Raw genomic sequence first — 24,276 nt, 5'->3', positions numbered from 1 at the left:
GCTCAGCAATCGTTGGTTACATCTTTGATTTCTCGCGGAGTAACTTGTGATGCTGATAATCTTTTGACTAGCAGTCTGACTCCACAAGCACCCACACGAATTGCTTGATTCAGTTGTTAAAGAGCGGTTGGTTAAGATCTTTCGTCTCAACCGAGGCGCGCATTCTACAGCAGCCTCATTTGCTGTCAAGTGGTTATTTTCAGAAGCTTTCAAGGATTTCCTTAACAACTTCAACCACTTGCGCTTCAGATCTCTCATCAGCGGGAGGCGAATTCTACAGCGTTACTCGCTGTTGTCAACACCTCTTTTTCAACTTCCTTTTGGCTTCGATGAACTGAAGCAACCTGTTGCCGAAAACTGCATAACTCTTTGTTTACCAAGGAGTTTTCCGTTTCGACTGCGCCGGAAGTGGGGCGAATTATAGACACCCGAGATCTGCCGTCAACAGCTATTTACGCCTTTTTGGCAGAAGTGCCCTTTTTAGCCACTAAACGCGGGATTCGACGAGCAAAAGGCGGTAGCCGCAGCACTAACAACAAGGCACCTATAGATGCATAGATAGCCCATTCCCTCAGATCAGCGCGCACAATCCAGAGCATATGCAGCAAACCAAGCCCGAGAACCCCATAAACCAGGCAATGCAGTTTCTTCCAACGAACCCCCAATCGTCGCTGACTGTATCGATTGGAGGTCACCGCCAACGCCAGCAGACACAAAAAGCCCAATGCTCCGACAATGATGTACGGACGCTTACGCAGCTCAACGCCAAGCTGCGACCAATCGAAACCAAGGATAAATGCCAGGTAGGCGCTCAAGTGCAGAACCACATAAGCGAAACACCACAATCCCAGTTGCCGCCGGACAGCCATCCACCCCGCCCAACCCGTGAGTTTTTGCAGAGGCGTCATGCTCAACGTAATGAGCAACAGAACAAGCGTGCCCAATCCCAACCGGTCAACCAATACCTTGCCCGGATCAGGCCCAAGCGCATCCCCCCAAGCCTGATACAACCAAAGCAATGGCCATATCATCGCCGCAAGGAATACTCCGATACGCCAAAACGGATAGCGCATCAGTAGTTCTTCCGCAGATCGAGCCCTGCATAGAGAGAAGCGACTTCATCCGCGTAACCGTTGAACATTTGCGTCTCGCGCACATTCGGCTTCAACAGCCCGCTTGGCAGTCGACGTTCGCGTGCCTGGGTCCAGCGCGGATGGTCAACCGTAGGGTTCACGTTCGCATAGAAACCGTACTCGTCCGAGGCAATGCTCTGCCAAGTGGTTTTAGGCTGCTCGCTGACCAAACTGATTCGCACGATCGACTTGATGCTTTTGAAGCCGTACTTCCAGGGCACCACCAGACGCAGTGGCGCCCCGTTCTGATTCGGTAGTTCACGCCCATACATGCCCACCGCAAGAATCGACAACGGGTTCATCGCCTCATCCAATCGCAGCCCTTCTATATAAGGCCAATCGATCAGAGCAAAACCGGAGCGTTGTCCCGGCATACTCTTGGGGTCCTGCAGGGTTTCGAACCGGATGAATTTGGCGCTGGAGGTTGGCTCAACTTCCTTGAGCAAAGCCGAGAGAGGAAATCCGATCCATGGAATCACCATCGACCACGCCTCAACACAACGAAGTCGATAGATGCGCTCCTCCAATTGGTAAGGCTTCATGAAGTCTTCCAACGCATATCGCCCCGGTTTACCCACCTCACCATCCACAACAACGGTCCACGGCTGAGTCTTCAGCGCACCGGCGTTGGCAGCCGGGTCACCCTTATCCGTACCGAACTCATAGAAGTTGTTGTAGTGGGTTGCGTCCTTGAACGGCGTGATCGCCTCATCTTTGACGTTTACTGCCCCCCACTCAATTGAGGGAAACTTTTCGCTGAACCAGGAAGGCGCCTTTCCGGGCTCAACGCCCGCATAACGCTCCACATTGTCAGCCGCCGCCCACCGAGGTAGACCACTGATCGCCAAACCGGCAACAGCAGCACCCAATACATGGCGTCGAGAAAGATAGAGGGATTCAGGCGTGACATCCGACTCATGACAGTCAGACGCTTTTGGGACTTTGATCAGCATGGCTACTCCGCAGCATTGGAGAACAGATGCACCAATAGACTGCGGAGTATGAGGGAAATTACATTACTCGACGCTTTTGCGCCGACGAAGATGCAACAGGTATTGCACCGGACCCGACGCTGCATAGGCGAGGAAAACCAGCAGCAGAATGCGCGGTGGATCGCTGAACACAACCGCGAACACCAACACTACGGCGAGAATCGCCACAAAAGGCACTCGCCCTTTCAGGTCAAGCTCTTTAAAGCTGTTGTACTTGATGTTGCTGACCATCAGCATGCCGGCCGCTGCCACCATCAGCGCAACCAGGAAAGACATCTTGGAGCCCTGGATGCCGTAATCGCTGAAGGCCCACACAATCCCCGCCACCACACCTGCGGCAGCCGGACTGGCCAGGCCGATGAAGTAGCGCTTATCGGCGGTACCGACCTGCGTGTTGAAACGCGCGAGACGCAACGCCGCGCCCGCCACATAGATGAACGCCACCATCCAGCCAACCTTGCCCATATCGCCAAGGGCCCAGCCGAATGCCAGCAATGCCGGCGCAACGCCGAAAGCGACCATGTCCGACAGGGAATCGTACTCGGCGCCGAAAGCACTTTGGGTATTGGTCATGCGAGCAACGCGACCATCGAGGCCATCGAGCACCATGGCAACGAAAATTGCGATAGCTGCAAAAGCGAAGTACTTGCTTGCGTTGACTGAGTCGCCAGCGCTCAAGGCCGCCTGTGCGCTCATCGAGTTGATGATGGAATAGAAGCCGGCGAACAGGTTCGCGGTGGTGAACAGGTTCGGCAAAAGATAGATACCACGATGCCGGACTTTACGACCTTCAGCGTCATGCCCTTCCTCGACATGTTCATCGACGGGTAGCAGGCTTTCGGCGTCAGGAGCCTGGTTTGGCTCTTCGGGGCGTTCGCTCATGGACATTACCTTGCAACGGGGTGGAAAGTTTGGACAGGTGCCTGGGACGACGATTCGACCGCAAACGATGCAGCTTTATACCAGAACCGGCCTCCCAAACGAAAAAACGCGGCCTAAGCCGCGTTTTTCGTGCAAGAGCGTGACTTAGTTTTTGGCTTTGTCGACGATCTTGTTGGCACCGATCCACGGCATCATGGAGCGCAGTTGCTCGCCGATGATTTCGATACCGTGAGCGGCGTTGTTACGACGCTTGGCGGTCATCGAAGGATAGCCGGTAGCGCCTTCGCTGATGAACATCTTGGCGTATTCGCCGTCCTGAATACGTTTCAGGGCGTTGCGCATGGCCTGACGGGACTCGGCGTTGATGACTTCCGGGCCGGTCACGTACTCGCCGTATTCGGCGTTGTTGGAGATCGAGTAGTTCATGTTGGCGATACCGCCTTCGTACATGAGGTCAACGATCAGCTTCAGTTCGTGCAAGCACTCGAAGTAGGCCATTTCCGGCGCGTAGCCAGCTTCAACCAGGGTTTCAAAACCGGCTTTAACCAGTTCAACGGTACCGCCGCACAGAACGGCTTGTTCGCCGAACAGGTCGGTTTCGGTCTCGTCCTTGAAGGTGGTTTCGATGATGCCGGTACGACCACCACCAACGCCTGCAGCGTAGGACAGTGCTACGTTTTTGGCGTTGCCCGAGGCGTCCTGGTAGATCGCGATCAGGTCAGGGATACCACCGCCTTTCACGAACTCGGAACGTACGGTGTGGCCCGGGGCCTTCGGCGCGATCATGATCACGTCGAGGTCAGCGCGTGGCACAACCTGGTTGTAGTGGATCGCGAAACCGTGGGAGAAGGCCAGGGTGGCGCCTTTCTTGATGTTCGGCTCGATTTCGTTCTTGTACAGGGAGGACTGGAACTCGTCCGGGGTCAGGATCATGACCAGGTCGGCAGCAGCAACAGCAGAAGCAACGTCAGTTACTTTCAGGCCGTGGGCTTCAGCCTTGGCAACAGTGGCCGAACCTTTACGCAGACCAACAGTCACGTCAACGCCGGAGTCTTTCAGGTTGCACGCTTGAGCATGACCCTGGGAACCGTAACCGATGATGGCTACTTTCTTGCCCTGGATGATCGACAGGTCGCAGTCTTTTTCGTAATAAACTTTCATGAAATTCCCCTATATCAGGCCGTTCAGGCCATTCGCTAATTTGGTTTAGATGCTGAGTACTTTGTCGCCGCGGGCAATACCGGTGACGCCACTGCGGACGGTCTCCAGAATCGAAGCGGTGCCAATGGACTGAATGAAGCTGTCGAGCTTGTCGCTGGTACCGGTCAGTTGAACGGTATACACGCTGGCGCTGACATCGACGATCTGTCCACGATAAATATCGGTGGTGCGCTTGATCTCGGCGCGCTGGGCACCGGTGGCCTTGACCTTGACCAGCATCAGTTCGCGCTCGATGTGAGCACTCTCCGACAAGTCGACCAGTTTTACCACTTCGATCAGTTTGTTCAGGTTCTTGGTGATCTGTTCGATGACTTCATCGTGTCCGACAGTGGTCAGCGTCAGACGCGACAGGGTCGGGTCTTCGGTTGGCGCCACGGTCAGGCTTTCGATGTTGTAGTTGCGCTGCGAGAACAGGCCAACCACACGAGACAGAGCGCCCGGTTCGTTTTCCAGAAGCAAGGAAATAATGTGCCGCATGATTAAGTACGCTCCGTCTTGCTCAGCCACATATCGCGCATGGAGCCGTCTTTGATCTGCATCGGGTAGACGTGCTCGCTGGTATCGACCGAAACATCGATCACAACCAGGCGATCCTTCATGGCGAACGCTTCTTCCATCTTCGACTTCAAATCTTTCGAATCGGTGATGCGCACGCCGACGTGACCATAGGCCTCTGCCAGCTTGACGAAATCAGGCAACGACTCCATGTAGGAGTGCGAATGACGGCTGCCGTAGCTCATGTCCTGCCACTGGCGAACCATACCCAGCACACCGTTGTTCAGGATGACGATTTTTACCGGCAAACCGTATTGCAAGCAGGTCGACAGTTCCTGGATGTTCATCTGGATACTGCCTTCACCGGTGACGCAAACGACGTCGGTATCCGGGAAGCTCAACTTGATGCCCATAGCGGCCGGAAAACCGAACCCCATGGTGCCCAGACCGCCGGAGTTGATCCAGCGGTTGGGCTTGTCAAACGTGTAGTACTGCGCAGCGAACATCTGGTGCTGGCCCACGTCCGAAGCCACAAAGGCGTCGCCCTTGGTCACTTCGCACAGGGTTTCGATCACGGTCTGCGGCTTGATGACGCTGCCGTCGCCCTTGTCGTAAGGGAACAAGCCACGATCACCGCGCCACTCATCAACTTGCTTCCACCAGCTGGCTACAGACTCCTTGTTCGGGGTCTCGCCGATTTCCTTGAGGATCGCAACCATTTCGGTCAGGACGCTCTCGACCGGACCAACGATAGGCACGTCGGCCTTGATGGTCTTGGAAATCGAAGCCGGGTCGATGTCGATGTGAATGATCTTGGCGTTCGGGCAAAACTTCGAAGCGCCGTTGATTACACGGTCATCGAAACGCGCACCGACGGCGAGGATCACGTCAGCATGGTGCATCGCCAGGTTGGCGGTGTAGCTGCCGTGCATGCCGAGCATGCCGATGAACTGACGGTCGGTGCCAGGGTAGGCACCCAAGCCCATCAGGGTGTTGGTTACTGGCAGGTTAAGCATTTTCGCCAGTTCGGTCAGCGGCGCGGAGCCACCACCGAGAATCACGCCACCGCCTGCGTACATCACTGGACGCTTGGCTGCCAGGAGCATTTCTGCTGCCTTGCGGATTTGTCCGGAGTGACCGCGAACGGCCGGGCTGTAGGAGCGCAACTTGGCTTTTTTCGGGAAGACGTATTCGAACTTCTCGGCCGGGTTGGTCATGTCTTTCGGAATATCGACAACGACCGGGCCAGGACGACCGGATTGCGCCAGGTAGAAAGCCTTCTTCATGACTTCCGGGATTTCCGACGCGTGCTTGATCATGAAGCTGTGCTTCACGATCGGCCGGGAGATACCGATCATGTCGGTTTCCTGGAACGCATCGGTGCCGACCATGGTGCTAGGCACCTGACCGGAAATGATCACCATTGGAATGGAGTCCATGTAGGCAGTGGCAATACCGGTAATGGCGTTTGTTGCGCCAGGACCGGAAGTCACCAGTACCACACCGGCTTTACCGGTGGCACGGGCGTAGCCGTCAGCCATATGGGTAGCCGCCTGCTCGTGACGAACCAGGATGTGGGTCACTTCCGGTTCTTTGAACAGGGCATCGTAAACATGAAGAAGAGCACCACCCGGGTACCCGTAGATATATTTGACGCCTTCGTCACGCAAGAAGCGGACGAGCATCTCACCGCCAGATAAAAGCTCCACGTTGCTCACCTCTAAAACGCCAGAATACCGCCCACGAAAAATGGGACGGGTCTTAATAGGTTTACTTCTCAGCAGAGCATGAGCGACGGTGGTCGCCGACTACGTCAGCACTGACTGAGCAAGTATTGGGATCGTCCCAAGTGTTGCGGGGCTTTCCCACCCAGCGCGAGGTAACGCGTTGCGGGTGTAACAGGTCGACGCGGATATGCGCCTCATGATCTGCTGAGAGGGTCTGCTTCTGGCAGTCCCTGTACAGCGGACTTTGGATTCTTCTGTTTCGTCCGTTGCAAGTCAAGTCGTCTATGCGCTTTATTCTGGTAAGCGCATGAGAACGCAAGAAAAAACCCATAAAACCGACGGGTGTTAGCTTCAATTGCGCAACTTTTGGTAAAGAATTGGCACGCGCACGCACTTCTTCATCGCCGACCGACTGGCCCTTCCCCGTTTTACCGGGCGAACGACTTCAGCGGGAAGCAGTGATCAGTTGATCAAACTCTTTGAGCAGGACCTGCAGCTGCCGATCCTTGCCTTGCACATTGCGCCCGGCAAAGACCATTTCGGCCATTTCCTGAATTCCCGAAGCGTTTGGCAACGGTAAATCCTGTTCCAGGATTGCCTTCATGCGCGGCAGGAAGATCCATTGCAGCCACTGCTCGAAGTCCAGGGTATCGACCGAGAAAGGTTCGACACTGGACAGTGCTTCAGCCGATGGCTCGACCTCATCCCACCAACCTTGCACCCGCAACTCACGCTCGATCAGCAGCAACTGATCGGCTATCTTCGGAAAACGCACATCCATCACGAGGTAACCTTGGCTTTCTGACGGGCCAGCACTGCGCCTGAAGGATCGCCCTGTTTCTCACGTGCCTGCGCGATCAATTCCCACAGACTGGCCTGAAGCGCCGGTCGTCCATTAGCGAAAGTCAGGCCACGGCGAGCGAACTGCTCGGCCTGCGCCGCGTCCCCCTGCGCCATGCGGACTTGCGCCAGACGATAGAGCACTTGTGGCTCGCGTGGCGCGACACGCTGGGCGCGCTCGAGGCTGGAAGACGCGCCATTGAGGTCACCGCTCGCCTGTTGTTGCTGAGCCGTGGTCAACAGGGCCAGCACCGGGCCATCCAGTTGTTCGTCTGCGGAAAGACCGCCGGCACTGGCCGACGGGATTCCGCTAGGCGTCGACGGCATGCTGTAGCTGCCCTGATTGATCGGTGCAGATTGAACCGGCGACGTTTCAATCGGACCCGGCGTGATCGGGCCAGGGGTAATCGGTGTAGTGCTGATCGGCGTCGAGGTCGTCGCACCGCCACCCGGCACCATCACGACAACCCCGGTATCACCCTGCGGAATCGCTTGAGTCTGGGCTTGCACAGGACGTTTCACCGTCGTCTGGCGGTAGCCGCCGTTCGTCGAAATCCGCTCACTGTTGGACACCGTAGTACCGGAATCCACGACCGGGATCGAACCCCGTTGTACAGAGGAACAACCGCTGAGCAAAGCTACGGCGGCAACCGCTGGAATCAACCACTTGTTCACTTGAAACCCTCTTTGCTTAATTCATCCAGCCCTTGACCCAATCCATCACCGACTCAGCAGGGTTTTCACCACCGCAAGCGGCGCCGGGAGGCGGTTCGCTGCCGCGAATATACGGCATCTGCACGGCACCCGGGCAACCGGCGTCAGAACCTTGGCCGGTACGCGAATCGACCCACGCCTGGACAACATTGTCGGGCTGCGGCATGTCCAGGGGAAGTGGATCGGCCTTGCGCATGAAGCTGGTCCAGACCTGCAACGCGCCGGTGGCACCGGTGAACGGCGTTTTGCCGTTGTCATCGCGACCCAGCCAGACCACCGCCAGCAAGTCCTGGCTGAAGCCTGCGAACCAACTGTCCCGTGAATCGTTACTGGTACCGGTCTTGCCGGCCAGGGTCAGAGTCTTGGGCAATACGTTGTAAACCGAGCTGCCGGTGCCTTCACGCATGACGCGCTGCATGGCGCTCTGGATCAAGTAGATAGAAGCCGGATCGAAACGCTGCTGAATCTGGAACGGATAACGCTTGAGCGGCTCGCCTTCGGCGGTCAGCACGCTGCGAATCCCGCGCATTGGCGTGTTGAAGCCACCGTTGGCGAGGGTCTGGTACATGGTCGCCACTTCGATTGGCGTCATGCCGCCAGCACCGAGCAACATCGACGGAAAAGCCGGAAACTCGCGAGTCACCCCCAGTCGCCCCACCGTTTTCAGCACATTTGGCACACCCACGGCCAAACCAAGACGCGCTGTCGACAGGTTGTAGGAATGCGCCAGACCTTGATAAAGGAAAACCGTACCGTGGGATCGACGATCATAGTTCTGGGGTTTCCAGACCTGACCATCCGCCCCTTTGACCGAGAAGGATTCGTCTGACAGCCAACTGGTCAATGTGTACTGGCTCGGTTTCTCGAGCGCTGTCAGATAAACCGCAGGCTTGATCAACGAGCCGATCGGTCGCACAGCATCCAGCGCCCGGTTGAACCCGGCAAAGCTGGCCTGACGACTGCCGATCATGGCCTGCACTTCACCGGTTTCCGGATTGGTCACGACCATCGCCGCTTCAACTTCATCGGAACCTTTGCGCCCGGACAAGCGCTTGAAGGTATCGTCGACCGAAGCTTCAGCCTTCATCTGCAGGATCGGATCGAAACTGGTGAAGATGCGCAGGCCTTCTTCGGTCAAGTCTTCGTCGCGATAGTCTTCGCGCAACTGACGCTTGACCAGATCGAGGAAGCCCGGGAACGAGCTGTCCGCCAGGCTGCCGCGCTTGGTCACGCCCAGCGGCATTTTCTTCGCCGCTTCAACTTGCTCGGCCGTGGCTACGCCCTGCTCTTGCAGCACATCCAGCACCAGGTTGCGACGCTCAAGTGCGCGCTCGGGATAACGACGCGGATTGTAGGAAGACGGGCCTTTGACCATGCCGACCAACAACGCCACTTGATGCAACTTGAGTTCAGCCAATGGCTGACTGAAGAAGAACTGGCTGGCGAGACCGAAACCGTGCACCGCACGCTGCCCGTCCTGGCCGACAAACACTTCGTTGAGATAAGCCTCAAGGATTTCGGGTTTGTCGTAATGCAGTTCCAGCAGAAGCGCCATCATGGCTTCGGTGAGTTTTCGGCTGAGGCTGCGTTCGTTGGTCAGGTAGAAGTTTTTGACCAACTGTTGCGTCAGGGTACTACCGCCCTGACGCATACGCCCCGCAGAACCGTTGACCCAGATCGCACGGGCAATCGACTTCGGCGAAACACCGAAGTGATGATAGAAATCGCGGTCCTCGACAGCGACCAGGGTCTCGAGCAGGAACGGCGGAACCTGATCGATCTTGATCAGAATCCGGTCTTCAAGGTTCTTCGGGTACAGGCCGCCGATCAACAGCGGTTCCAGACGCACAACCGACAGCTTCGAACCGTTGGTCGCCGACAATTCGGCCACGTAGTCCCCAGAGAAACGCACGCGAACCGGTTGCGCTTGCTCCATGCCTTCATAGAACTGGAAGCCACGGGTATTGAGGTCGACGGTGTTGCCATTGACCGCTGCCGCGCCCGGGCCATTGGCCACGCTTTCGCGGCGATAGCCCAGGGCATCGAGTTCGGTCAGGAAGTCCGTTTTGCTCAACTTCTGTCCGACGAAAAGTTCGAGCGGGCGCGCATAGACCTTCGCAGGAATGGTCCAGCGCTTGCCGGAGAACTTTTCCTGGACGATCGCGTCGAGGTAAACCGCAAAGCCGGCCAGCACCACAAGGCCGACCAGGCTGAGTTTAATGGCCCAGCTCAACCATGGGCGCATGCCCTTGGAAGGTGGTTTTTTAGGGGTACGGGAAGATCGGGTACGAGTCATGGCGGCGGATTATACGCACTTTATTCATCCTCAACAGACGCGCTCCGAGGTTTGCGTCGAGCGGACTTGCGGCCATAATGGACGCCTTGAATTTCCCAGACTCTGAAGGATCGCCTGTGAGCCAGTCCCTGATCGCTGCCCTGCAAAACCCTGCCCTCTACCCGCATCCGGTAGAGGGATTCCAGGTCATCGAAACTCATATTTCCTGGGTTCTACTCACGGGTTCCTACGCCTATAAAGTGAAGAAACCGGTCAATTTCGGCTTTCTCGACTTCACCGGACTTGAGGCTCGCGAACACTTCTGCAATGAAGAGTTGCGCCTGAACCAGCGCTTGACCGACGACTTGTACCTCGAAGTGCTACCGGTCACCGGCAGCGTCGAGGCGCCGCAATTGGGCGGCGACGGCCCGGCCATCGAGTACGTATTGAAGATGCGCCAGTTCGCGCAAAACGGGTTGCTCAGCACCTTGCAAGCCAACGGCGAACTGACCCCTGCCCATGTCGACGAAATGGCCGAGCAAATCGCCCGCTTCCACCTCAGCGCACCAAAAGTCCCGAGCGAGCACGACGCCGGCACCCCGGACAGCGTGATGGCGCCGGTACGGCAGAACTTCGAACAGATCCGTCCGTTCCTCAGCGACAAAGCCGATCTGCTGCAACTCGACGCGCTGCAAGCCTGGGCCGAAAGCAGCTTCGAGCGCCTCAAGCCATTGTTTGCCCAGCGCAAGGCTGAAGGCTTCATCCGCGAATGCCACGGTGACATCCACCTCGGCAACGCCACCGTGATCGACGACAAGGTCGTCATTTTCGACTGCATCGAATTCAACGAGCCGTTTCGCTTCACTGACGTGTATGCCGACACCGGTTTCCTCGCAATGGACCTGGAGGACCGCGGCCTGAAGAGCCTGGCGCGTCGTTTCATCAGTCAGTATCTGGAACTGACCGGCGATTACCGTGGCCTCGAACTGCTGAACTTCTATAAAGCTTACCGCGCGCTGGTTCGCGCCAAAGTCGCCCTGTTCAGCATGCCGGCTGACGCCACTCCGGTGCAGCGCGCGACCACCCTGCGCCAGTACCGCAATTACGCCAACCTGGCGGAAAGCTACAGCACCATTCCTTCGCGCTTCTTGGCCATTACCCACGGCGTTTCCGCTGTCGGCAAGAGCCATGTCGCCATGCGCCTGGTGGAAGCGCTGGGGGCGATTCGCCTGCGCTCCGACGTTGAGCGCAAGCGCCTGTTCGGTGAGCAAACCGTCCAGAATGACGTGCAGGCCGGTATCTACAGTGCCGACGCCAGCGTTGCGACCTATGCCCGACTGCATGAAATCGCCGACGTCATCCTGCGTGCCGGTTTCCCGGTAGTGATCGACGCCACTTACCTCAAGCGTGACCAGCGCGACAGCGCCGCGAAAGTTGCCGAGGCCACAGGCGCACCGTTCCTGATCCTCGACTGCAATGCACCGCAAGCCGTGATCGAAAGCTGGCTGGCCATGCGCCAGGCAGACAAGAAAGACCCGTCCGATGCCACGCTCGCTGTTATTGAAGCCCAGCAAGCCAGCCGCGAAGCGCTGACACCGGCGGAAATCCTCTGCAGCAAACGCGTCCAGACCAATGAAAGCGGGACCCTCGATACGGTTGTTGAGCAAATTCGCCAGCGCCTGCCAGGACTGTAAGAAGTATTTCAGCCGTGGAGCCTCCACTGGCTTCACGGCCGTTAAGTAGTGGCACTATACTGGCGTCATAAAACCAACAGGTGATGCGACATGAGCCAGCCAAAACTCCTCGACACCCCGCTTTATGCTTTGCTGCACAAAGACGACATCAGGGGCTTCAACAGCGAACGCCCCACTGATAGCCCAATCGACATGGTCGGTGGCGACTTCCGCGGCCTCGACCTGCGAGAGCTCAACGCCGATGGCGTGGACTTTCGCAACGCTTACTTCCGCTCTGCCGACTTGCGCGGCATCGATTTCAGCAACGCCAACCTGGAAGGCGCGAGCCTGGGCCACGCGCAAATTTCCGGCGCCTACTTCCCCCCCGAGCTCAGTGCTGACGAGATCCTGATGTCGATGAATTTCGGTACACGGCTGCGTTACCGAACTCGCTGAGCAAGGCCGCAAACTGACAAGTCCAGCCCTCTCTTCGCGCTGGACGCTGAGTCTCTTTTGCCGGAAAAAGCCCATTGTTTCCTGCTGTTTTTCGCCGCATTCGCGGACTTTCAGCCCTCCAGCCCATTCTGCCCCTTAGAAGCATTTGCGTCGAAAACGACCAAACAATCACGCTTTTCCTACTGATGGCTACACTCCTCAAATGCTTGCCCACGATCTGCATTCGGCCATCGCAAGGAGGCTTGATGAATGATGAACTGCAACACCTGAAGAACCTTGGCAAGACGTCGGCACAGTGGCTGCACGCCGTAGGCATCCACAGTGCCTCGGACTTGCGTCGCCTGGGGGCGGTGGACGCTTATCGGGCCGTGCGTACGCGCGGATTTCGGGCGTCCAAGGTGTTGCTGTATGCAATAGAAGGCGCCCTGATGGACGTGCACTGGAATGACATTCCTGCCGAACGCAAAGAGGCCCTGAATAAACAGCTGGAAGCCATCTCGTCGCGTCACAAGAATTGAGCGAGGAGCGCTGACTTACAGATCAAGCAATCAACTCACTGAAAACGACAGATCAAAATCCAATGATTTCAGAGACTTGCCGAAAGCCTGCGACATAGAGCCAGCAAATAGGAAATCAGCTGTTGACTTGGTAATGAGAATCGATATGATTATCACAACTGGTCGCGAGACTGGTCGATATTCTGCAAAGCCCTTGGTTCGGACTCTCAGATTATCTCCTCATCAGGCTAATCACGGTTATTTGACCCGGCTCTTGCCGGGTCTTTTTTTGTCTGCACAAAAGTGCCGGAGATCGTGAACCCGTCCTTGGATAATTGTTAGTATTCGAACAATCAGCCGCGACATATTCGGCGCGTTGCGGAACAGAGGATTGAGATGAAGTTGCTTTGCGCGGGTGCCGAGTTGATCAATGACAGCAGTCGAGGTTTCGAACTCGAGGGAGAGAAGCTGTTTGCCGTGCGCCGGGGCGGGCAGGTTTATGTCTACTTTAATCGTTGCCCGCACCGTGGCGTCTCACTCGAGTGGCACCCCGATCAGTTTCTCGACAACAGCCAAAGCCTGATCCAGTGCGCGACCCACGGCGCACTGTTCTTGATCGAGGATGGCGAATGCATTGCCGGTCCGTGCGAGGGACGATCGCTGAAGAACATCCCCTGCCGCGAGGACGAACAGGGAATCTGGGTCAGCCTTTAATCGCCGAGTAACACGTCCAGGCGTCGATCAACGACCATTTCCTCATGACTCAAGCGCACGCCATAGGCCAACACTTCCACGCCGCAAGCCACCGCCTCGCGCAGTGCAGCGGCATACGCTGAATCGATCTCGACGGCAGGCCGCACCGACTCGATGCCAGTCAGGCACACACAATACAACTGCACTGCACGAATGCCGTCCCGGGCTAAATGGGCCAACTCCCGCAGGTGCTTGGCCCCGCGCAGGGTCACCGCATCGGGAAACGCCGCCACCGCCGTCCCGTCGAAGCCCAGTGTTACGCTTTTGACTTCGACATAGGCCGGCCCTTCGGGATAGTCGAGGCGAAAATCGATGCGGCTGTTTTCCTGACCGTATGCGACTTCACGCTTTAACCCGGTAAAGCCATTGAGCTCGCCGATCACGCCTGCCCGCAGCGCTTCTTCGATCAATCCATTGGCCCTCGCGGTGTTCACACAGAACAACCGCCCTTGCGGGGTTTCGCCGACTTCCCAGGTGCCAGGCAGTTTGCGCTTGGGATCGTTGGAACGACTGAACCAGACCTGCCCGCCCTCGACCTGGCAATTGAGCATCGATCCGGTGTTCGGACAGTGAATGGTCAGCAACTCGCCGCTAACGGTTTCGATATCAGCGAGAAAACGCTTGTATCGACGAATCAGTCGACCTTCTTCCAGTGGAGGATGAAAACGCATCAGCCTTGCCAGCTCCGCAAGCCGCGAGCGATACGCTCGACCGCCTCCTGCAGGCGCTGAAGATTTTGCGTGTAGGCAAACCGCACATGATGACCGGCCTGATACCGCCCGAAATCCAGTCCAGGAGTAAACGCCACATGTTCGGTTTCGAGAAAATGCTTACAGAACGCGAAGGCATCGCCGCCGAACTTGCTGATATCGGCGTACAAATAGAACGCCCCTTCCGGCTCTACCGCAATGCCAAAACCTAACTCGCGCAAAGCGGGAAGCAAGAAATCCCGACGTCGACCGAACTCTGCGCGGCGCTCTTCGAGGATGCTGATTGTTGCCGGTTCGAAACAGGCCAGCGCAGCGTACTGAGCCATGCTCGGCGCACTTATGTACAGGTTCTGCGCGAGTTTTTCCAATTCACCAACCGCGGCATCGGGCGCCACCAGCCAACCCAGACGCCAACCGGTCATTCCGAAATACTTCGAAAAACTGTTCAGCACAAAGGCGTCATTGTCGACTTCCAGTACGCTGGCAGCATCGGTGCCGTAAGTCAGCCCATGATAGATCTCGTCCACGACCAGATGGCCGTGGCGTTCCTTGATCGAACGAGACAGCCCGGCCAACTCATCCCGGGTCAGGATCGTCCCTGTCGGGTTAGCCGGAGACGCCACCAGCGCGCCAACGCTGTCGTGATCCCAGTAACGCTGGACCAGGTCCGGCGTCAGTTGATAGCGCACGTCGGGACCTACCGGAACCAACTGTGCGGCGCCCTCAACCAGTCGCAGGAAATGTCGGTTGCACGGGTAACCGGGGTCCGCCAACAACCAGTGTTTGCCCGGATCCACCAGCAAAGCACTGGCCAGCAACAACGCACCAGAGCCACCGGGCGTGATGAGGATGCGTCGTGGATCGATGCTCAAGCCATAGCGCTGCTGATAAAAGCCTGAAATCGCCTCACGCAACTCGGGAATGCCACGGGCAGCGGTGTAGCGGGTGCGGCCCGATGCCAGCGCAGCCTGGCCGGCCTGAATGATCGGTTCGGCTGTGGTGAAGTCCGGCTCGCCGATTTCCAGATGGATCACATCGTGGCCGGCCGCCTGCAATTCATTGGCCCGCGCCAGCAGCGCCATCACATGGAAAGGTTCGATCGCACGACTGCGGGCACTGTAGGACTGAGCCATGGGCCTTCCTTCAACAGGGAAAAAAATCGATTCTACCCAAGCGCAGGAACGAGCGAGAGCCTAAAGCGGTCAGAGGCCTTATGACCCCGGCCGCAAACGACTCAAACGCGCGCCCCAGGTTTGACTAAAATCAATAATTGAGCAGCGTTCCAGAGCCACCAGACAGCGCTTTATCAGCATTTGAAAGCGCAACGGGCCGCAGCCTCGACATCCGGGAGTAGCGCGGTCTGATTTGATCTGGTAAGTTCGCCCGCTTGCAGCCGCAGGGCCGGCAGGTGTCGGTGATGGAGCAATCCTGCGCAGATGGATTACAAGAGTAGAGGCGGTCTATTTCATGTCCACCCAAGCAAAGCAGCAAAATCAGTCGATCAGCGGCTTCGAACCCTACAAAGAAGTGAAGGGCGAGGAATACATGGGCAAGCCCATGCGCGCGCACTTCACCAAAGTCCTGAACAAGTGGAAACAGGACTTGATGCAGGAAGTCGACCGTACGGTTGATCACATGAAGGACGAAGCAGCCAACTTCCCGGACCCGGCAGACCGTGCCAGCCAGGAAGAAGAGTTCGCCCTCGAACTGCGAGCCCGCGATCGTGAGCGCAAGTTGATCAAGAAGATCGACAAAACGCTGCAATTGATCGAGGACGAAGAGTACGGCTGGTGCGAATCCTGCGGCGTCGAAATTGGCGTCAAGCGCCTGGAAGCCCGCCCTACTGCCGACATGTGTGTCGACTGCAAGACCCTGGCGGAAATCAAGGAAAAGCAAGTCGGCAAATAATTGCGGCTTGAACGAAGAACGGAGCGTGCGAACGCTCCGTTTTTGTTTCTGATATTTGCTGATGCCCGTTGCGATTAAAATCGCCATCACTGTAGGAGCGAGCTTGCTCCGGGCGGCGTTCCGACGATGAACCTGAGATCGCCGCGTAGCAACAGGCTCCCAGCGTTATCGTTGACGACCTTCGCGAGCAAGCTCGCTCCTACAGGAATCTGACGACCGCCTGGAAAAGTAACGTTGCCTTCATGACCGCCATCACCCGACCTGACTACATCGGACGTTTCGCGCCCACACCCAGTGGCCATCTGCACTTCGGCTCACTGGTCGCCGCGCTGGCGTCCTACCTCGATGCTCGCTCGGTAGGCGGGCGCTGGCTGATGCGCATGGAAGATCTCGATCCGCCCCGTGAGGAACCCGGCGCGCAAGTGGCGATTCTCAAGGCGCTGGAGAGTTACGGTTTTGAATGGGATGGCGAGCTGATTCGCCAAAGCGACCGTCACGATGCCTACGCCCAAGTGCTCAATCGCCTGTTCAATCATGGCCTGGCCTACGCCTGCACCTGTTCGCGCAAGCAGCTGGAGCCTTATCACGGGATTTATCCAGGGCTGTGCCGCAACGCCGGTCACGGCACGGAAGACGCCGCCATACGCTTGCGCGTCCCGGAGCTTGAGTATCACTTCGTTGATCGAGTGCAAGGTGAGTACCGCCAGCATCTGGGCCGGGAAGTCGGCGATTTTGTGATTCGCCGCCGCGACGGGCTCTACGCCTATCAACTGGCTGTAGTGCTGGACGATGCCTGGCAAGGCATCACCGACATTGTCCGTGGCGCCGACCTGCTCGACTCCACGCCGCGCCAGCTCTACCTGCAAGAACTGCTTGGCCTGCCGCAACCGCGCTATTTGCACATTCCGCTGATTACCCAGCCCGATGGCAACAAACTCGGCAAATCTTATCGTTCGCCGCCGCTGACCGAAGATCAGGCAATACCTTTATTGCTGCGGGCCCTTCGCGCATTGGGGCAGAATCCGGGCAACGAACTGATTTTCGCCACGCCACGCGAGGTGCTCGACTGGGGCATCGCCCACTGGGATGCATCACTGATCCCGCGCACACTGAGCCTGCCCGAGGCTCAACTGCTGTGATCGCACTTGCAGTGGCGCGCCCATCCGTTACCATCGCCGCACGTTTTCGGGCACGCGCATAAAAAAGAGAGGCCGGGATGTACATTTATCGCTTGGTCCTGCTTTTGGTAGTGGGGATTTACCTGTTTTCCCCGGCCATCATGGATTGGTGGATCGACGCCACTGGCGCCTGGTATCGCCCTTATCTGCTCTGGCTGATTCTGATCGTCGTGACCTTCATCCTGCAGAGCCAAAAAGATGCCGATGAGCTTTAGCCTGACCCAGATGATCCTGATCAGTGCCGCCTACCTGGCGGTCCTGTTCGGCGTGGCCTGGATCAGCGAACGGGGCATGATCCCCCGGGCGATCATTCGCCACCCGCTGACTTACACCCTGTCGTTGGGGGTCTACGCCAGTGCCTGGGCGTTTTACGGCACGGTGGGCCTGGCCTATCAGTATGGCTACGGTTTCCTGTCCAGCTACCTCGGGGTGTCCGGAGCATTTCTGCTGGCGCCGGTGTTGCTGTACCCCATCCTGAAAATCACCCGCACTTATCAGCTGTCCTCTCTGGCGGACCTGTTTGCCTTCCGCTTTCGCAGCACCTGGGCCGGTGCGCTGACCACGATTTTCATGCTGGTCGGCGTATTGCCGCTGTTGGCGTTGCAGATCCAGGCGGTGGCCGACTCCATCGGCATCCTCACCCGCGAGCCCGTGCAGCACCGCGTGGCGCTGAGCTTCTGTGCGCTGATCACGCTGTTCACGATTTTCTTCGGCTCCCGGCACATCGCCACCCGCGAGAAACACGAAGGACTGGTGTTCGCGATTGCCTTCGAATCGGTGATCAAGCTGATCGCCCTTGGTGGCATTGGGCTCTACGCGCTGTACGGCGTATTCGACGGGCCTCAACAGCTTGAGCTGTGGCTGCTGCAAAACCAGACCGCCCTCGCCGCCCTGCACACGCCTTTGCAGGAAGGCCCATGGCGCACATTGCTGCTGGTGTTCTTCGCCTCGGCGATTGTGATGCCGCACATGTATCACATGACGTTCACCGAAAACCTCAATCCGCGCTCGCTGGTCAGCGCAAGTTGGGGTCTGCCGCTGTTCCTGCTGCTGATGAGTCTGGCAGTGCCGCTGATTCTCTGGGCGGGACTGAAACTCGGCGCCACCACCAACCCGGAATACTTCACGCTGGGCATCGGTATCGCCGCCAACAGCAAGGCCCTGGCATTGCTGGCTTATGTCGGTGGTCTGTCCGCCGCCAGCGGCCTGATCATCGTCACCACACTGGCACTGTCGGGGATGGCGCTGAACCACCTGGTATTGCCGCTCTATCAACCGCCCGCCGAAGGCAATATCTACCGCTGGCTGAAGTGGACCCGCCGGGCATTGATCGTCGCGATCATCATGGCCGGTTACGGTTTCTACCTGATGCTGGGTGCGGAACAAGACCTGGCCAACCTCGGCATCGTCGCGTTCGTTGCGACGTTGCAGTTCCTGCCCGGCGTGCTGTCAGTCCTGTACTGGCCGACCGCCAACCGTCGCGGCTTCATCGCCGGTTTGCTGGCGGGAATCCTGGTGTGGCTGGTCACCATGCTGCTACCGCTGGTCGGTAACCTGCAGGGCTTCTATATACCACTGCTGAACATGATTTACGTGCTGGATGACACCAGTTGGCACATGGCGGCAATTGCTTCCCTGGCCGCCAACGTATTGATGTTCACCCTGATTTCGCTGTTCACCAATGCCAGCACCGAAGAGGCCAGCGCTGCCGAAGCCTGTGCCGTGGACAACGTGCACCGGCCGCAGCGACGTGAATTGCATGCGGCCTCCCCACAGGAATTCGCGACGCAATTGGCCAAACCCTTGGGCGCCAAAGCCGCGCAGAAGGAAGTCGAGCAGGCGCTGCGCGATCTTTATCTGCCCTTCGACGAACGCCGACCGTATGCATTGCGCCGCTTGCGCGACCGCATCGAAGCCAACCTCTCCGGCCTGATGGGACCGAGCGTTGCCCAGGACATGGTCGAGACCTTCCTGCCTTACAAGGCCGGTGGTGAAAACTATGTCACCGAAGACATCCACTTTATCGAAAGCCGCCTCGAGGACTACCACTCGCGCCTGACCGGCCTGGCCGCCGAACTCGATGCCCTGCGCCGTTATCACCGTCAGACCTTGCAGGAACTGCCGATGGGCGTCTGTTCGCTGGCCAAGGACCAGGAAATCCTGATGTGGAACAAAGCCATGGAAGAGCTGACGGGGATCGCCGCGCAACGCGTGGTCGGATCGCGCCTGAGCACCATCGCCGATCCGTGGAAGGAATTGCTGCTGGGCTTCATCAACCTGCCGGACGAACACCTGCACAAACAGCACCTGACACTCGACGGCCAGACTCGTTGGCTGAACCTGCACAAAGCGGCCATCGACGAACCGCTCGCGCCGGGTAACAGCGGCCTGGTGTTGTTGGTGGAAGACCTGACCGAAACCCAGATGCTCGAAGACAAGCTGGTGCACTCCGAGCGCCTGGCCAGCATTGGCCGACTGGCGGCCGGCGTAGCCCATGAAATCGGCAACCCGATCACCGGCATCGCCTGCCTGGCGCAGAACCTGCGCGAAGAGCGCGAGGATGATGGCGAGCTGAAAGAAATCAGCGGGCAGATCCTTGAGCAGACCAAACGTGTGTCGCGCATCGTTCAATCGTTGATGAGCTTCGCCCATGCCGGCAGCCATCAACACAGCGACGAGCCCGTCTGTCTGGCCGAAGTGGCCCAGGATGCCATCGGCTTGCTGGCCCTGAACCGGCGCAATTTTGAAGTGCAGTTCTATAACCTGTGCGATCCGGATCACTGGGTCGAAGGCGACCCGCAGCGGCTGGCACAGGTATTGATCAATCTGCTCTCAAACGCCCGCGACGCTTCGCCTCCCGGCAGCGCGGTGCGAGTCAAAAGCGAAGCCGGCGAACACACGGTCGATCTGATCGTGGAAGACGAAGGCAGTGGTATTCCGTCGAGCATCATGGACCGATTGTTCGAACCCTTCTTCACTACCAAGGATCCTGGCGAAGGCACCGGTCTGGGCCTTGCACTGGTCTATTCCATCGTTGAAGAGCATTATGGACAAATCACCATCGACAGCCCGGCTGATGTACACAGCCAACGCGGCACCCGTATCCGGGTGACTTTACCGCGTCATGTCGAAGCGACGTCCGCTGTGAACTGAGACCGTCGAGAGTATCGAATCAATGCCGCACATTTTGATCGTCGAAGACGAAACCATTATCCGCTCCGCCTTGCGCCGCCTGCTGGAACGTAACCAGTACCAGGTCAGCGAAGCCGGTTCAGTGCAGGAAGCACAAGAACGCTTCACCATTCCCTCGTTCGACCTGATCGTCAGTGACCTGCGTCTGCCGGGCGCACCCGGCACGGAGCTGATCAAGCTTGCCCAGGGCACGCCGGTGCTGATCATGACCAGCTATGCCAGCCTGCGCTCGGCGGTCGATTCGATGAAAATGGGTGCGGTGGACTACATTGCCAAGCCGTTCGATCACGATGAAATGCTGCAAGCTGCTGCGCGAATCCTGCGCGACCGGCAATCGGCACAGACCGGGGCTGAGCCAGTGGCCGGCAAGGCCGTCAATGGCGCGGCGAAATCCGGAGCCGACAACAGCAACGGCGAAATCGGCATCATCGGTTCCTGTCCACCCATGCAGGACCTCTACGGCAAGATCCGCAAAGTCGCACCGACCGACTCAAACGTCCTGATCCAGGGCGAGTCCGGCACCGGTAAAGAGCTGGTGGCGCGCGCCCTGCACAACCTCTCCAAACGTGCCAAGGCACCGATGATTTCGGTGAACTGCGCGGCCATTCCGGAAAGCCTGATCGAGTCCGAACTGTTCGGCCACGAAAAAGGCGCATTCACCGGCGCCAGCGCCGGGCGTGCGGGTCTGGTGGAAGCAGCGGACGGCGGCACCTTGTTCCTCGATGAAATCGGCGAATTGCCACTGGAAGCCCAGGCGCGTCTGTTGCGCGTATTGCAGGAAGGCGAAATCCGCCGGGTCGGCTCGGTCCAGTCGCAAAAGGTCGATGTACGCCTGATTGCCGCGACTCACCGCGACCTCAAGAGCCTGGCGAAGATCGGCCAGTTCCGTGAAGACTTGTATTACCGCCTCCACGTAATAGCCCTGAAACTGCCGGCCCTGCGCGAGCGTGGTGCAGACGTCAACGAAATCGCCACTGCGTTCCTGGCGCGACAGAGTGCACGGATCAACCGCACGGACCTGAAGTTCGCCGCCGATGCCGAGCAAGCGATTCGTCACTACTCCTGGCCGGGTAACGTCCGCGAACTGGAAAATGCCGTCGAACGCGCCGTCATCCTGTGCGAGAGCCCGGAGATTTCCGCCGAGCTGCTGGGTATCGACATCGAACTGGGCGATCTGGAAGACGACGATTTCATCGGCCTGCCCCCGCAACAGGGTAACGGCAGCTCCAGTAACACCAACCACGAGCCAACCGAAGACTTGTCCCTGGAGGACTACTTCCAGCATTTCGTGCTCGAACATCAGGACCACATGACCGAAACCGAGCTGGCACGCAAACTCGGCGTCAGTCGCAAATGCCTGTGGGAGCGCCGTCAGCGCCTGGGCATACCGCGCCGCAAGACCGGGGTGACCAGCGAAAGCTGAACCGCACCTGTCTCATGTGCGGGTAACACAGGATTGTGTGAAAAAACTGTTACCTCAGCTTTTTCACGTAACAGAAGCCGGGGCTTACGGTAACGAAGCCCCGGCTTTTTTTCGCCTACCAAAACCCCGCCAACCGACCTAACCCCTTGTTTTACTGGGTTTCGCAAAAGTTGGCACGCACCCTGCTATATGTTTGGTACAAGAACAATAACAAGCAATGCACAAGACAATAAAAATAAGACGTATCGACTCACGCACAATAAAAACAAGACGGCGAGAGGCGCAGCTAACTGATTCTTTTGGAGAGGCGTTGTATTTGGGGCTAGCCCCACGACCAGGCTGAGAACAACAAAAAACTGTCCTAAGACAGAGCCTGTACTGGTTGGATCGAAAGATCACTGCAATTCAGCGACCAAAGCAATCCGTTTGCTCTTGGCTCCCGATTGGGAGGGCCATGAAGGAAAAGCTTCATGGCGTGGGCACTTAACAAAAACAAAAAGCCCGAAACCAAAAATAAAAATAGAGCATGCAACTACTTCTTGGGGAGCTTCGGCTCCCCTTGTGGTTTCTGCGATTCAAAGAAATCACCCAGCCCCCTGCAGGAGCGAGCATGCTCGCGAAAACTCATAGGCGCCGCTGGGCATCTGATTCCCCGCGTAATCGTTGACAACCATCGCGCGCATGCCCGCTCCTACAGGGTCATAACGCGTCGTCCTACACCATCCCCCGACTAAATGCTAGAATCCCCGCCCATCATGCGGTCATTCTTCTGGTATGGCCGAACATTCCTTCAAACAGTGCATCCCATGCTGAAGAAGCTGTTCCAGTCATTCCGTTCTCCAAAGCGTCATACGCAACACATTCGCAGTACGCCTGAAGTCCTCAACAGCGGCCAACACTCGCTGCAAAAGGCACAATTCAGCCGTTATGCGGTGAATATCGTCGAACGCCTGCAGAGCGCCGGATACCAGGCTTACCTGGTCGGCGGTTGCGTGCGCGACATGCTGCTGGGCATCACGCCGAAAGATTTCGACGTTGCCACCAGCGCCACCCCTGAACAGGTACGGGCCGAATTCCGCAATGCGCGGATCATCGGTCGCCGATTCAAGCTGGTGCATATTCACTTCGGCCGCGAAATCATCGAAGTCGCGACCTTCCGCGCCAATCACCCGCAAAACGACGAAGAGGAAGACAGCAACCAGTCTTCCCGCAACGAGAGCGGGCGCATTTTGCGCGATAACGTCTACGGCACGCTGGAAGAAGACGCGCAACGTCGCGACTTCACCATCAACGCCCTGTATTACGATCCGGTCAGTGAGCGCATCCTCGACTACGCCAACGGCGTACACGACATCCGCAATCACTTGATCCGCCTGATCGGCGATCCGAAGCAGCGCTACCAGGAAGACCCGGTGCGGATGCTGCGGGCCGTGCGCTTCGCCGCCAAACTGAATTTCGGCATCGAGAAACACAGCGCCCAGCCCATCCGTGATCTGGCGCCGATGCTGCGCGAAATCCCGTCGGCCCGTCTGTTCGAGGAAGTGCTCAAACTGTTCCTCTCCGGCCATGCCGCCGATACGTTTGAAATGCTGGTCGACCTGCAACTGTTCGACCCGCTGTTCCCGGCCAGTGCCGAGGCGTTGGAGTACAACCCGACGTACACGCACACCTTGATCAGCGAAGCCCTGACAAACACCGACCTGCGGATCAAGCAGAACAAACCGGTGACGCCTGCGTTCCTGTTTGCTGCCCTGCTCTGGCCTGCCCTGCCGGCACGCGTTCTGCGTCTGCAAGAACGGGGCATGCCACCGATTCCGGCGATGCAGGAAGCGGCGCACGAGTTGATTGCTGAGCAGTGCCAGCGGATCGCGATTCCAAAACGCTTCACCATGCCGATCCGCGAGATCTGGGACATGCAGGAACGCCTGCCGCGCCGCAGTGGCAAGCGTGCCGATCTGTTGCTGGACAACCCGCGTTTCCGCGCCGGTTACGACTTCCTGCTGCTACGCGAAAGCGCAGGCGAGCAGACCGAGGGCCTGGGCGAATGGTGGACCGACTATCAGGACGCCAATGAAAGCGAACGTCGCGACATGATCCGCGACCTCAGCGGCAAGGAAGACGGCACCGGGGCACCGCGCAAGCGCCGCCGCAGCGGTGGCTCCAAACGCAAACGCGCCGCTGGCGCTTCGAGCACCACGGGCGAGTAA

The 24,276-nt window shown here is 58.0% G+C and carries 21 protein-coding genes; 10 read left to right on the top strand and 11 right to left on the bottom strand.

The genetic code is table 11. The features are described 5' to 3' along the window. Positions 1-452 precede the first annotated feature (452 nt). The 9 genes from msrQ to mrcB form a co-directional block, all read right to left on the bottom strand. Positions 453-1,073 (bottom strand): protein-methionine-sulfoxide reductase heme-binding subunit MsrQ, encoded by a 621-nt coding sequence (gene msrQ, locus CKW15_RS20820; RefSeq protein ID WP_095061406.1) that lies wholly within the window; start codon positions 1,071-1,073, stop codon positions 453-455. Beyond that, positions 1,073-2,086 (bottom strand): protein-methionine-sulfoxide reductase catalytic subunit MsrP, encoded by a 1,014-nt coding sequence (msrP, locus tag CKW15_RS20815; RefSeq protein WP_095152635.1) that lies wholly within the window; start codon positions 2,084-2,086, stop codon positions 1,073-1,075. Before msrP ends, msrQ begins: the two co-directional genes overlap by 1 nt. A gap of 63 nt (positions 2,087-2,149) precedes the next feature. Beyond that, positions 2,150-3,007: a CDP-diacylglycerol--serine O-phosphatidyltransferase gene (gene pssA / locus CKW15_RS20810; protein ID WP_095061402.1), complete on the bottom strand. Its 858-nt coding sequence runs from the start codon at positions 3,005-3,007 to the stop codon at positions 2,150-2,152. Positions 3,008-3,151: 144 nt separating this feature from the next. Then, positions 3,152-4,168 (bottom strand): ketol-acid reductoisomerase, encoded by a 1,017-nt coding sequence (gene ilvC, locus CKW15_RS20805; RefSeq protein ID WP_053123857.1) that lies wholly within the window; start codon positions 4,166-4,168, stop codon positions 3,152-3,154. A 45-nt stretch (positions 4,169-4,213) separates the two neighbouring features. Next, positions 4,214-4,705, bottom strand: a complete 492-nt coding sequence (gene ilvN, locus CKW15_RS20800) for an acetolactate synthase small subunit (RefSeq protein WP_003176102.1) — start codon at positions 4,703-4,705, stop codon at positions 4,214-4,216. A gap of 2 nt (positions 4,706-4,707) precedes the next feature. Continuing rightward, positions 4,708-6,432: an acetolactate synthase 3 large subunit gene (locus CKW15_RS20795; RefSeq protein WP_095061408.1), complete on the bottom strand. Its 1,725-nt coding sequence runs from the start codon at positions 6,430-6,432 to the stop codon at positions 4,708-4,710. A 463-nt stretch (positions 6,433-6,895) separates the two neighbouring features. Beyond that, complete coding sequence (locus CKW15_RS20790; RefSeq protein WP_095061400.1) at positions 6,896-7,231, bottom strand: YqcC family protein; 336 nt, start codon at positions 7,229-7,231, stop codon at positions 6,896-6,898. Then, entirely contained in the window at positions 7,231-7,965 is a 735-nt protein-coding gene (locus CKW15_RS20785) for a tetratricopeptide repeat protein (RefSeq protein ID WP_095152634.1), read from the bottom strand. The genes CKW15_RS20790 and CKW15_RS20785 overlap by 1 nt, the downstream gene beginning before the upstream one ends. Positions 7,966-7,981: 16 nt before the next feature. Next, positions 7,982-10,300, bottom strand: a complete 2,319-nt coding sequence (gene mrcB, locus CKW15_RS20780) for a penicillin-binding protein 1B (RefSeq protein WP_095152633.1) — start codon at positions 10,298-10,300, stop codon at positions 7,982-7,984. 116 nt (positions 10,301-10,416) lie between these two features. Between mrcB and CKW15_RS20775 the strand changes: the two genes are divergently transcribed. The 4 genes from CKW15_RS20775 to CKW15_RS20760 all read left to right on the top strand — a co-directional run bounded on the left by CKW15_RS20775 (position 10,417) and on the right by CKW15_RS20760 (position 13,619). Beyond that, positions 10,417-11,973 (top strand): bifunctional aminoglycoside phosphotransferase/ATP-binding protein, encoded by a 1,557-nt coding sequence (locus tag CKW15_RS20775; protein WP_095152632.1) that lies wholly within the window; start codon positions 10,417-10,419, stop codon positions 11,971-11,973. 90 nt (positions 11,974-12,063) lie between these two features. Then, entirely contained in the window at positions 12,064-12,408 is a 345-nt protein-coding gene (locus CKW15_RS20770) for a pentapeptide repeat-containing protein (RefSeq protein ID WP_095152631.1), read from the top strand. 245 nt (positions 12,409-12,653) lie between these two features. Next, positions 12,654-12,926: a TfoX/Sxy family protein gene (locus CKW15_RS20765; protein WP_007971093.1), complete on the top strand. Its 273-nt coding sequence runs from the start codon at positions 12,654-12,656 to the stop codon at positions 12,924-12,926. A gap of 375 nt (positions 12,927-13,301) precedes the next feature. Continuing rightward, positions 13,302-13,619: a Rieske (2Fe-2S) protein gene (locus tag CKW15_RS20760; protein ID WP_095061390.1), complete on the top strand. Its 318-nt coding sequence runs from the start codon at positions 13,302-13,304 to the stop codon at positions 13,617-13,619. On the opposite strand, the gene sfsA is transcribed toward CKW15_RS20760, so the two are convergent. Together sfsA and CKW15_RS20750 are read right to left on the bottom strand one after the other, a co-directional pair. Continuing rightward, a complete protein-coding gene (sfsA, locus tag CKW15_RS20755; RefSeq protein ID WP_095061388.1) occupies positions 13,616-14,329 on the bottom strand; it encodes a DNA/RNA nuclease SfsA in 714 nt (237 codons plus the stop codon). The two genes, CKW15_RS20760 and sfsA, sit on opposite strands and share 4 nt — an antisense overlap. Then, positions 14,329-15,501: a pyridoxal phosphate-dependent aminotransferase gene (locus CKW15_RS20750; RefSeq protein WP_095061386.1), complete on the bottom strand. Its 1,173-nt coding sequence runs from the start codon at positions 15,499-15,501 to the stop codon at positions 14,329-14,331. Before CKW15_RS20750 ends, sfsA begins: the two co-directional genes overlap by 1 nt. Before the next feature lie 334 nt (positions 15,502-15,835). Between CKW15_RS20750 and dksA the strand changes: the two genes are divergently transcribed. From dksA to CKW15_RS20715, 6 genes are all read left to right on the top strand, one after another. Further along, positions 15,836-16,276, top strand: coding sequence for an RNA polymerase-binding protein DksA (gene dksA / locus CKW15_RS20745; protein ID WP_053162448.1), 441 nt, complete (start codon positions 15,836-15,838; stop codon positions 16,274-16,276). Between the two features lie 242 nt (positions 16,277-16,518). Further along, positions 16,519-17,415: a tRNA glutamyl-Q(34) synthetase GluQRS gene (gene gluQRS / locus CKW15_RS20740; protein ID WP_095152630.1), complete on the top strand. Its 897-nt coding sequence runs from the start codon at positions 16,519-16,521 to the stop codon at positions 17,413-17,415. A gap of 77 nt (positions 17,416-17,492) precedes the next feature. Beyond that, a complete protein-coding gene (locus CKW15_RS20735; RefSeq protein ID WP_003176118.1) occupies positions 17,493-17,669 on the top strand; it encodes a hypothetical protein in 177 nt (58 codons plus the stop codon). Then, a complete protein-coding gene (locus tag CKW15_RS20730; RefSeq protein WP_177408858.1) occupies positions 17,653-20,607 on the top strand; it encodes a sensor histidine kinase in 2,955 nt (984 codons plus the stop codon). The genes CKW15_RS20735 and CKW15_RS20730 overlap by 17 nt, the downstream gene beginning before the upstream one ends. Before the next feature lie 22 nt (positions 20,608-20,629). Continuing rightward, positions 20,630-22,069 (top strand): sigma-54 dependent transcriptional regulator, encoded by a 1,440-nt coding sequence (locus CKW15_RS20725; RefSeq protein ID WP_095061380.1) that lies wholly within the window; start codon positions 20,630-20,632, stop codon positions 22,067-22,069. Positions 22,070-22,875: 806 nt separating this feature from the next. After that, the gene (locus CKW15_RS20715; protein ID WP_177408857.1) at positions 22,876-24,276 is read left to right on the top strand and encodes a polynucleotide adenylyltransferase PcnB; all 1,401 of its coding nucleotides are present in this window, start codon (positions 22,876-22,878) and stop codon (positions 24,274-24,276) included.

It is taken from the genome of Pseudomonas sp. Irchel s3b5 (genome assembly GCF_900187435.1).
Lineage (GTDB): Bacteria > Pseudomonadota > Gammaproteobacteria > Pseudomonadales > Pseudomonadaceae > Aquipseudomonas.
The sequence above is the reverse complement of the archived record's forward strand: the minus strand, read 5'-3'. Positions and strand labels throughout refer to the sequence as shown.

Excerpts from the sequence above, each read along its gene's own strand:
- pssA (WP_095061402.1), bottom strand. The coding sequence starts at position 3,007 with ATGAGCGAACGCCCCGAAGAGCCAAACCAGGCTCCTGACGCCGAAAGC.
- dksA (WP_053162448.1), top strand. The coding sequence starts at position 15,836 with ATGTCCACCCAAGCAAAGCAGCAAAATCAGTCGATCAGCGGCTTCGAA.
- msrQ (WP_095061406.1), bottom strand. The coding sequence starts at position 1,073 with ATGCGCTATCCGTTTTGGCGTATCGGAGTATTCCTTGCGGCGATGATA.
- sfsA (WP_095061388.1), bottom strand. The coding sequence starts at position 14,329 with ATGCGTTTTCATCCTCCACTGGAAGAAGGTCGACTGATTCGTCGATAC.
- CKW15_RS20760 (WP_095061390.1), top strand. The coding sequence starts at position 13,302 with ATGAAGTTGCTTTGCGCGGGTGCCGAGTTGATCAATGACAGCAGTCGA.
- msrP (WP_095152635.1), bottom strand. The coding sequence starts at position 2,086 with ATGCTGATCAAAGTCCCAAAAGCGTCTGACTGTCATGAGTCGGATGTC.
- mrcB (WP_095152633.1), bottom strand. The coding sequence starts at position 10,300 with ATGACTCGTACCCGATCTTCCCGTACCCCTAAAAAACCACCTTCCAAG.
- CKW15_RS20730 (WP_177408858.1), top strand. The coding sequence starts at position 17,653 with ATGCCGATGAGCTTTAGCCTGACCCAGATGATCCTGATCAGTGCCGCC.
- CKW15_RS20725 (WP_095061380.1), top strand. The coding sequence starts at position 20,630 with ATGCCGCACATTTTGATCGTCGAAGACGAAACCATTATCCGCTCCGCC.
- CKW15_RS20770 (WP_095152631.1), top strand. The coding sequence starts at position 12,064 with ATGAGCCAGCCAAAACTCCTCGACACCCCGCTTTATGCTTTGCTGCAC.
- CKW15_RS20715 (WP_177408857.1), top strand. The coding sequence starts at position 22,876 with ATGCTGAAGAAGCTGTTCCAGTCATTCCGTTCTCCAAAGCGTCATACG.
- CKW15_RS20765 (WP_007971093.1), top strand. The coding sequence starts at position 12,654 with ATGAATGATGAACTGCAACACCTGAAGAACCTTGGCAAGACGTCGGCA.
- CKW15_RS20735 (WP_003176118.1), top strand. The coding sequence starts at position 17,493 with ATGTACATTTATCGCTTGGTCCTGCTTTTGGTAGTGGGGATTTACCTG.
- ilvN (WP_003176102.1), bottom strand. The coding sequence starts at position 4,705 with ATGCGGCACATTATTTCCTTGCTTCTGGAAAACGAACCGGGCGCTCTG.
- CKW15_RS20750 (WP_095061386.1), bottom strand. The coding sequence starts at position 15,501 with ATGGCTCAGTCCTACAGTGCCCGCAGTCGTGCGATCGAACCTTTCCAT.
- ilvC (WP_053123857.1), bottom strand. The coding sequence starts at position 4,168 with ATGAAAGTTTATTACGAAAAAGACTGCGACCTGTCGATCATCCAGGGC.
- CKW15_RS20790 (WP_095061400.1), bottom strand. The coding sequence starts at position 7,231 with ATGGATGTGCGTTTTCCGAAGATAGCCGATCAGTTGCTGCTGATCGAG.
- gluQRS (WP_095152630.1), top strand. The coding sequence starts at position 16,519 with ATGACCGCCATCACCCGACCTGACTACATCGGACGTTTCGCGCCCACA.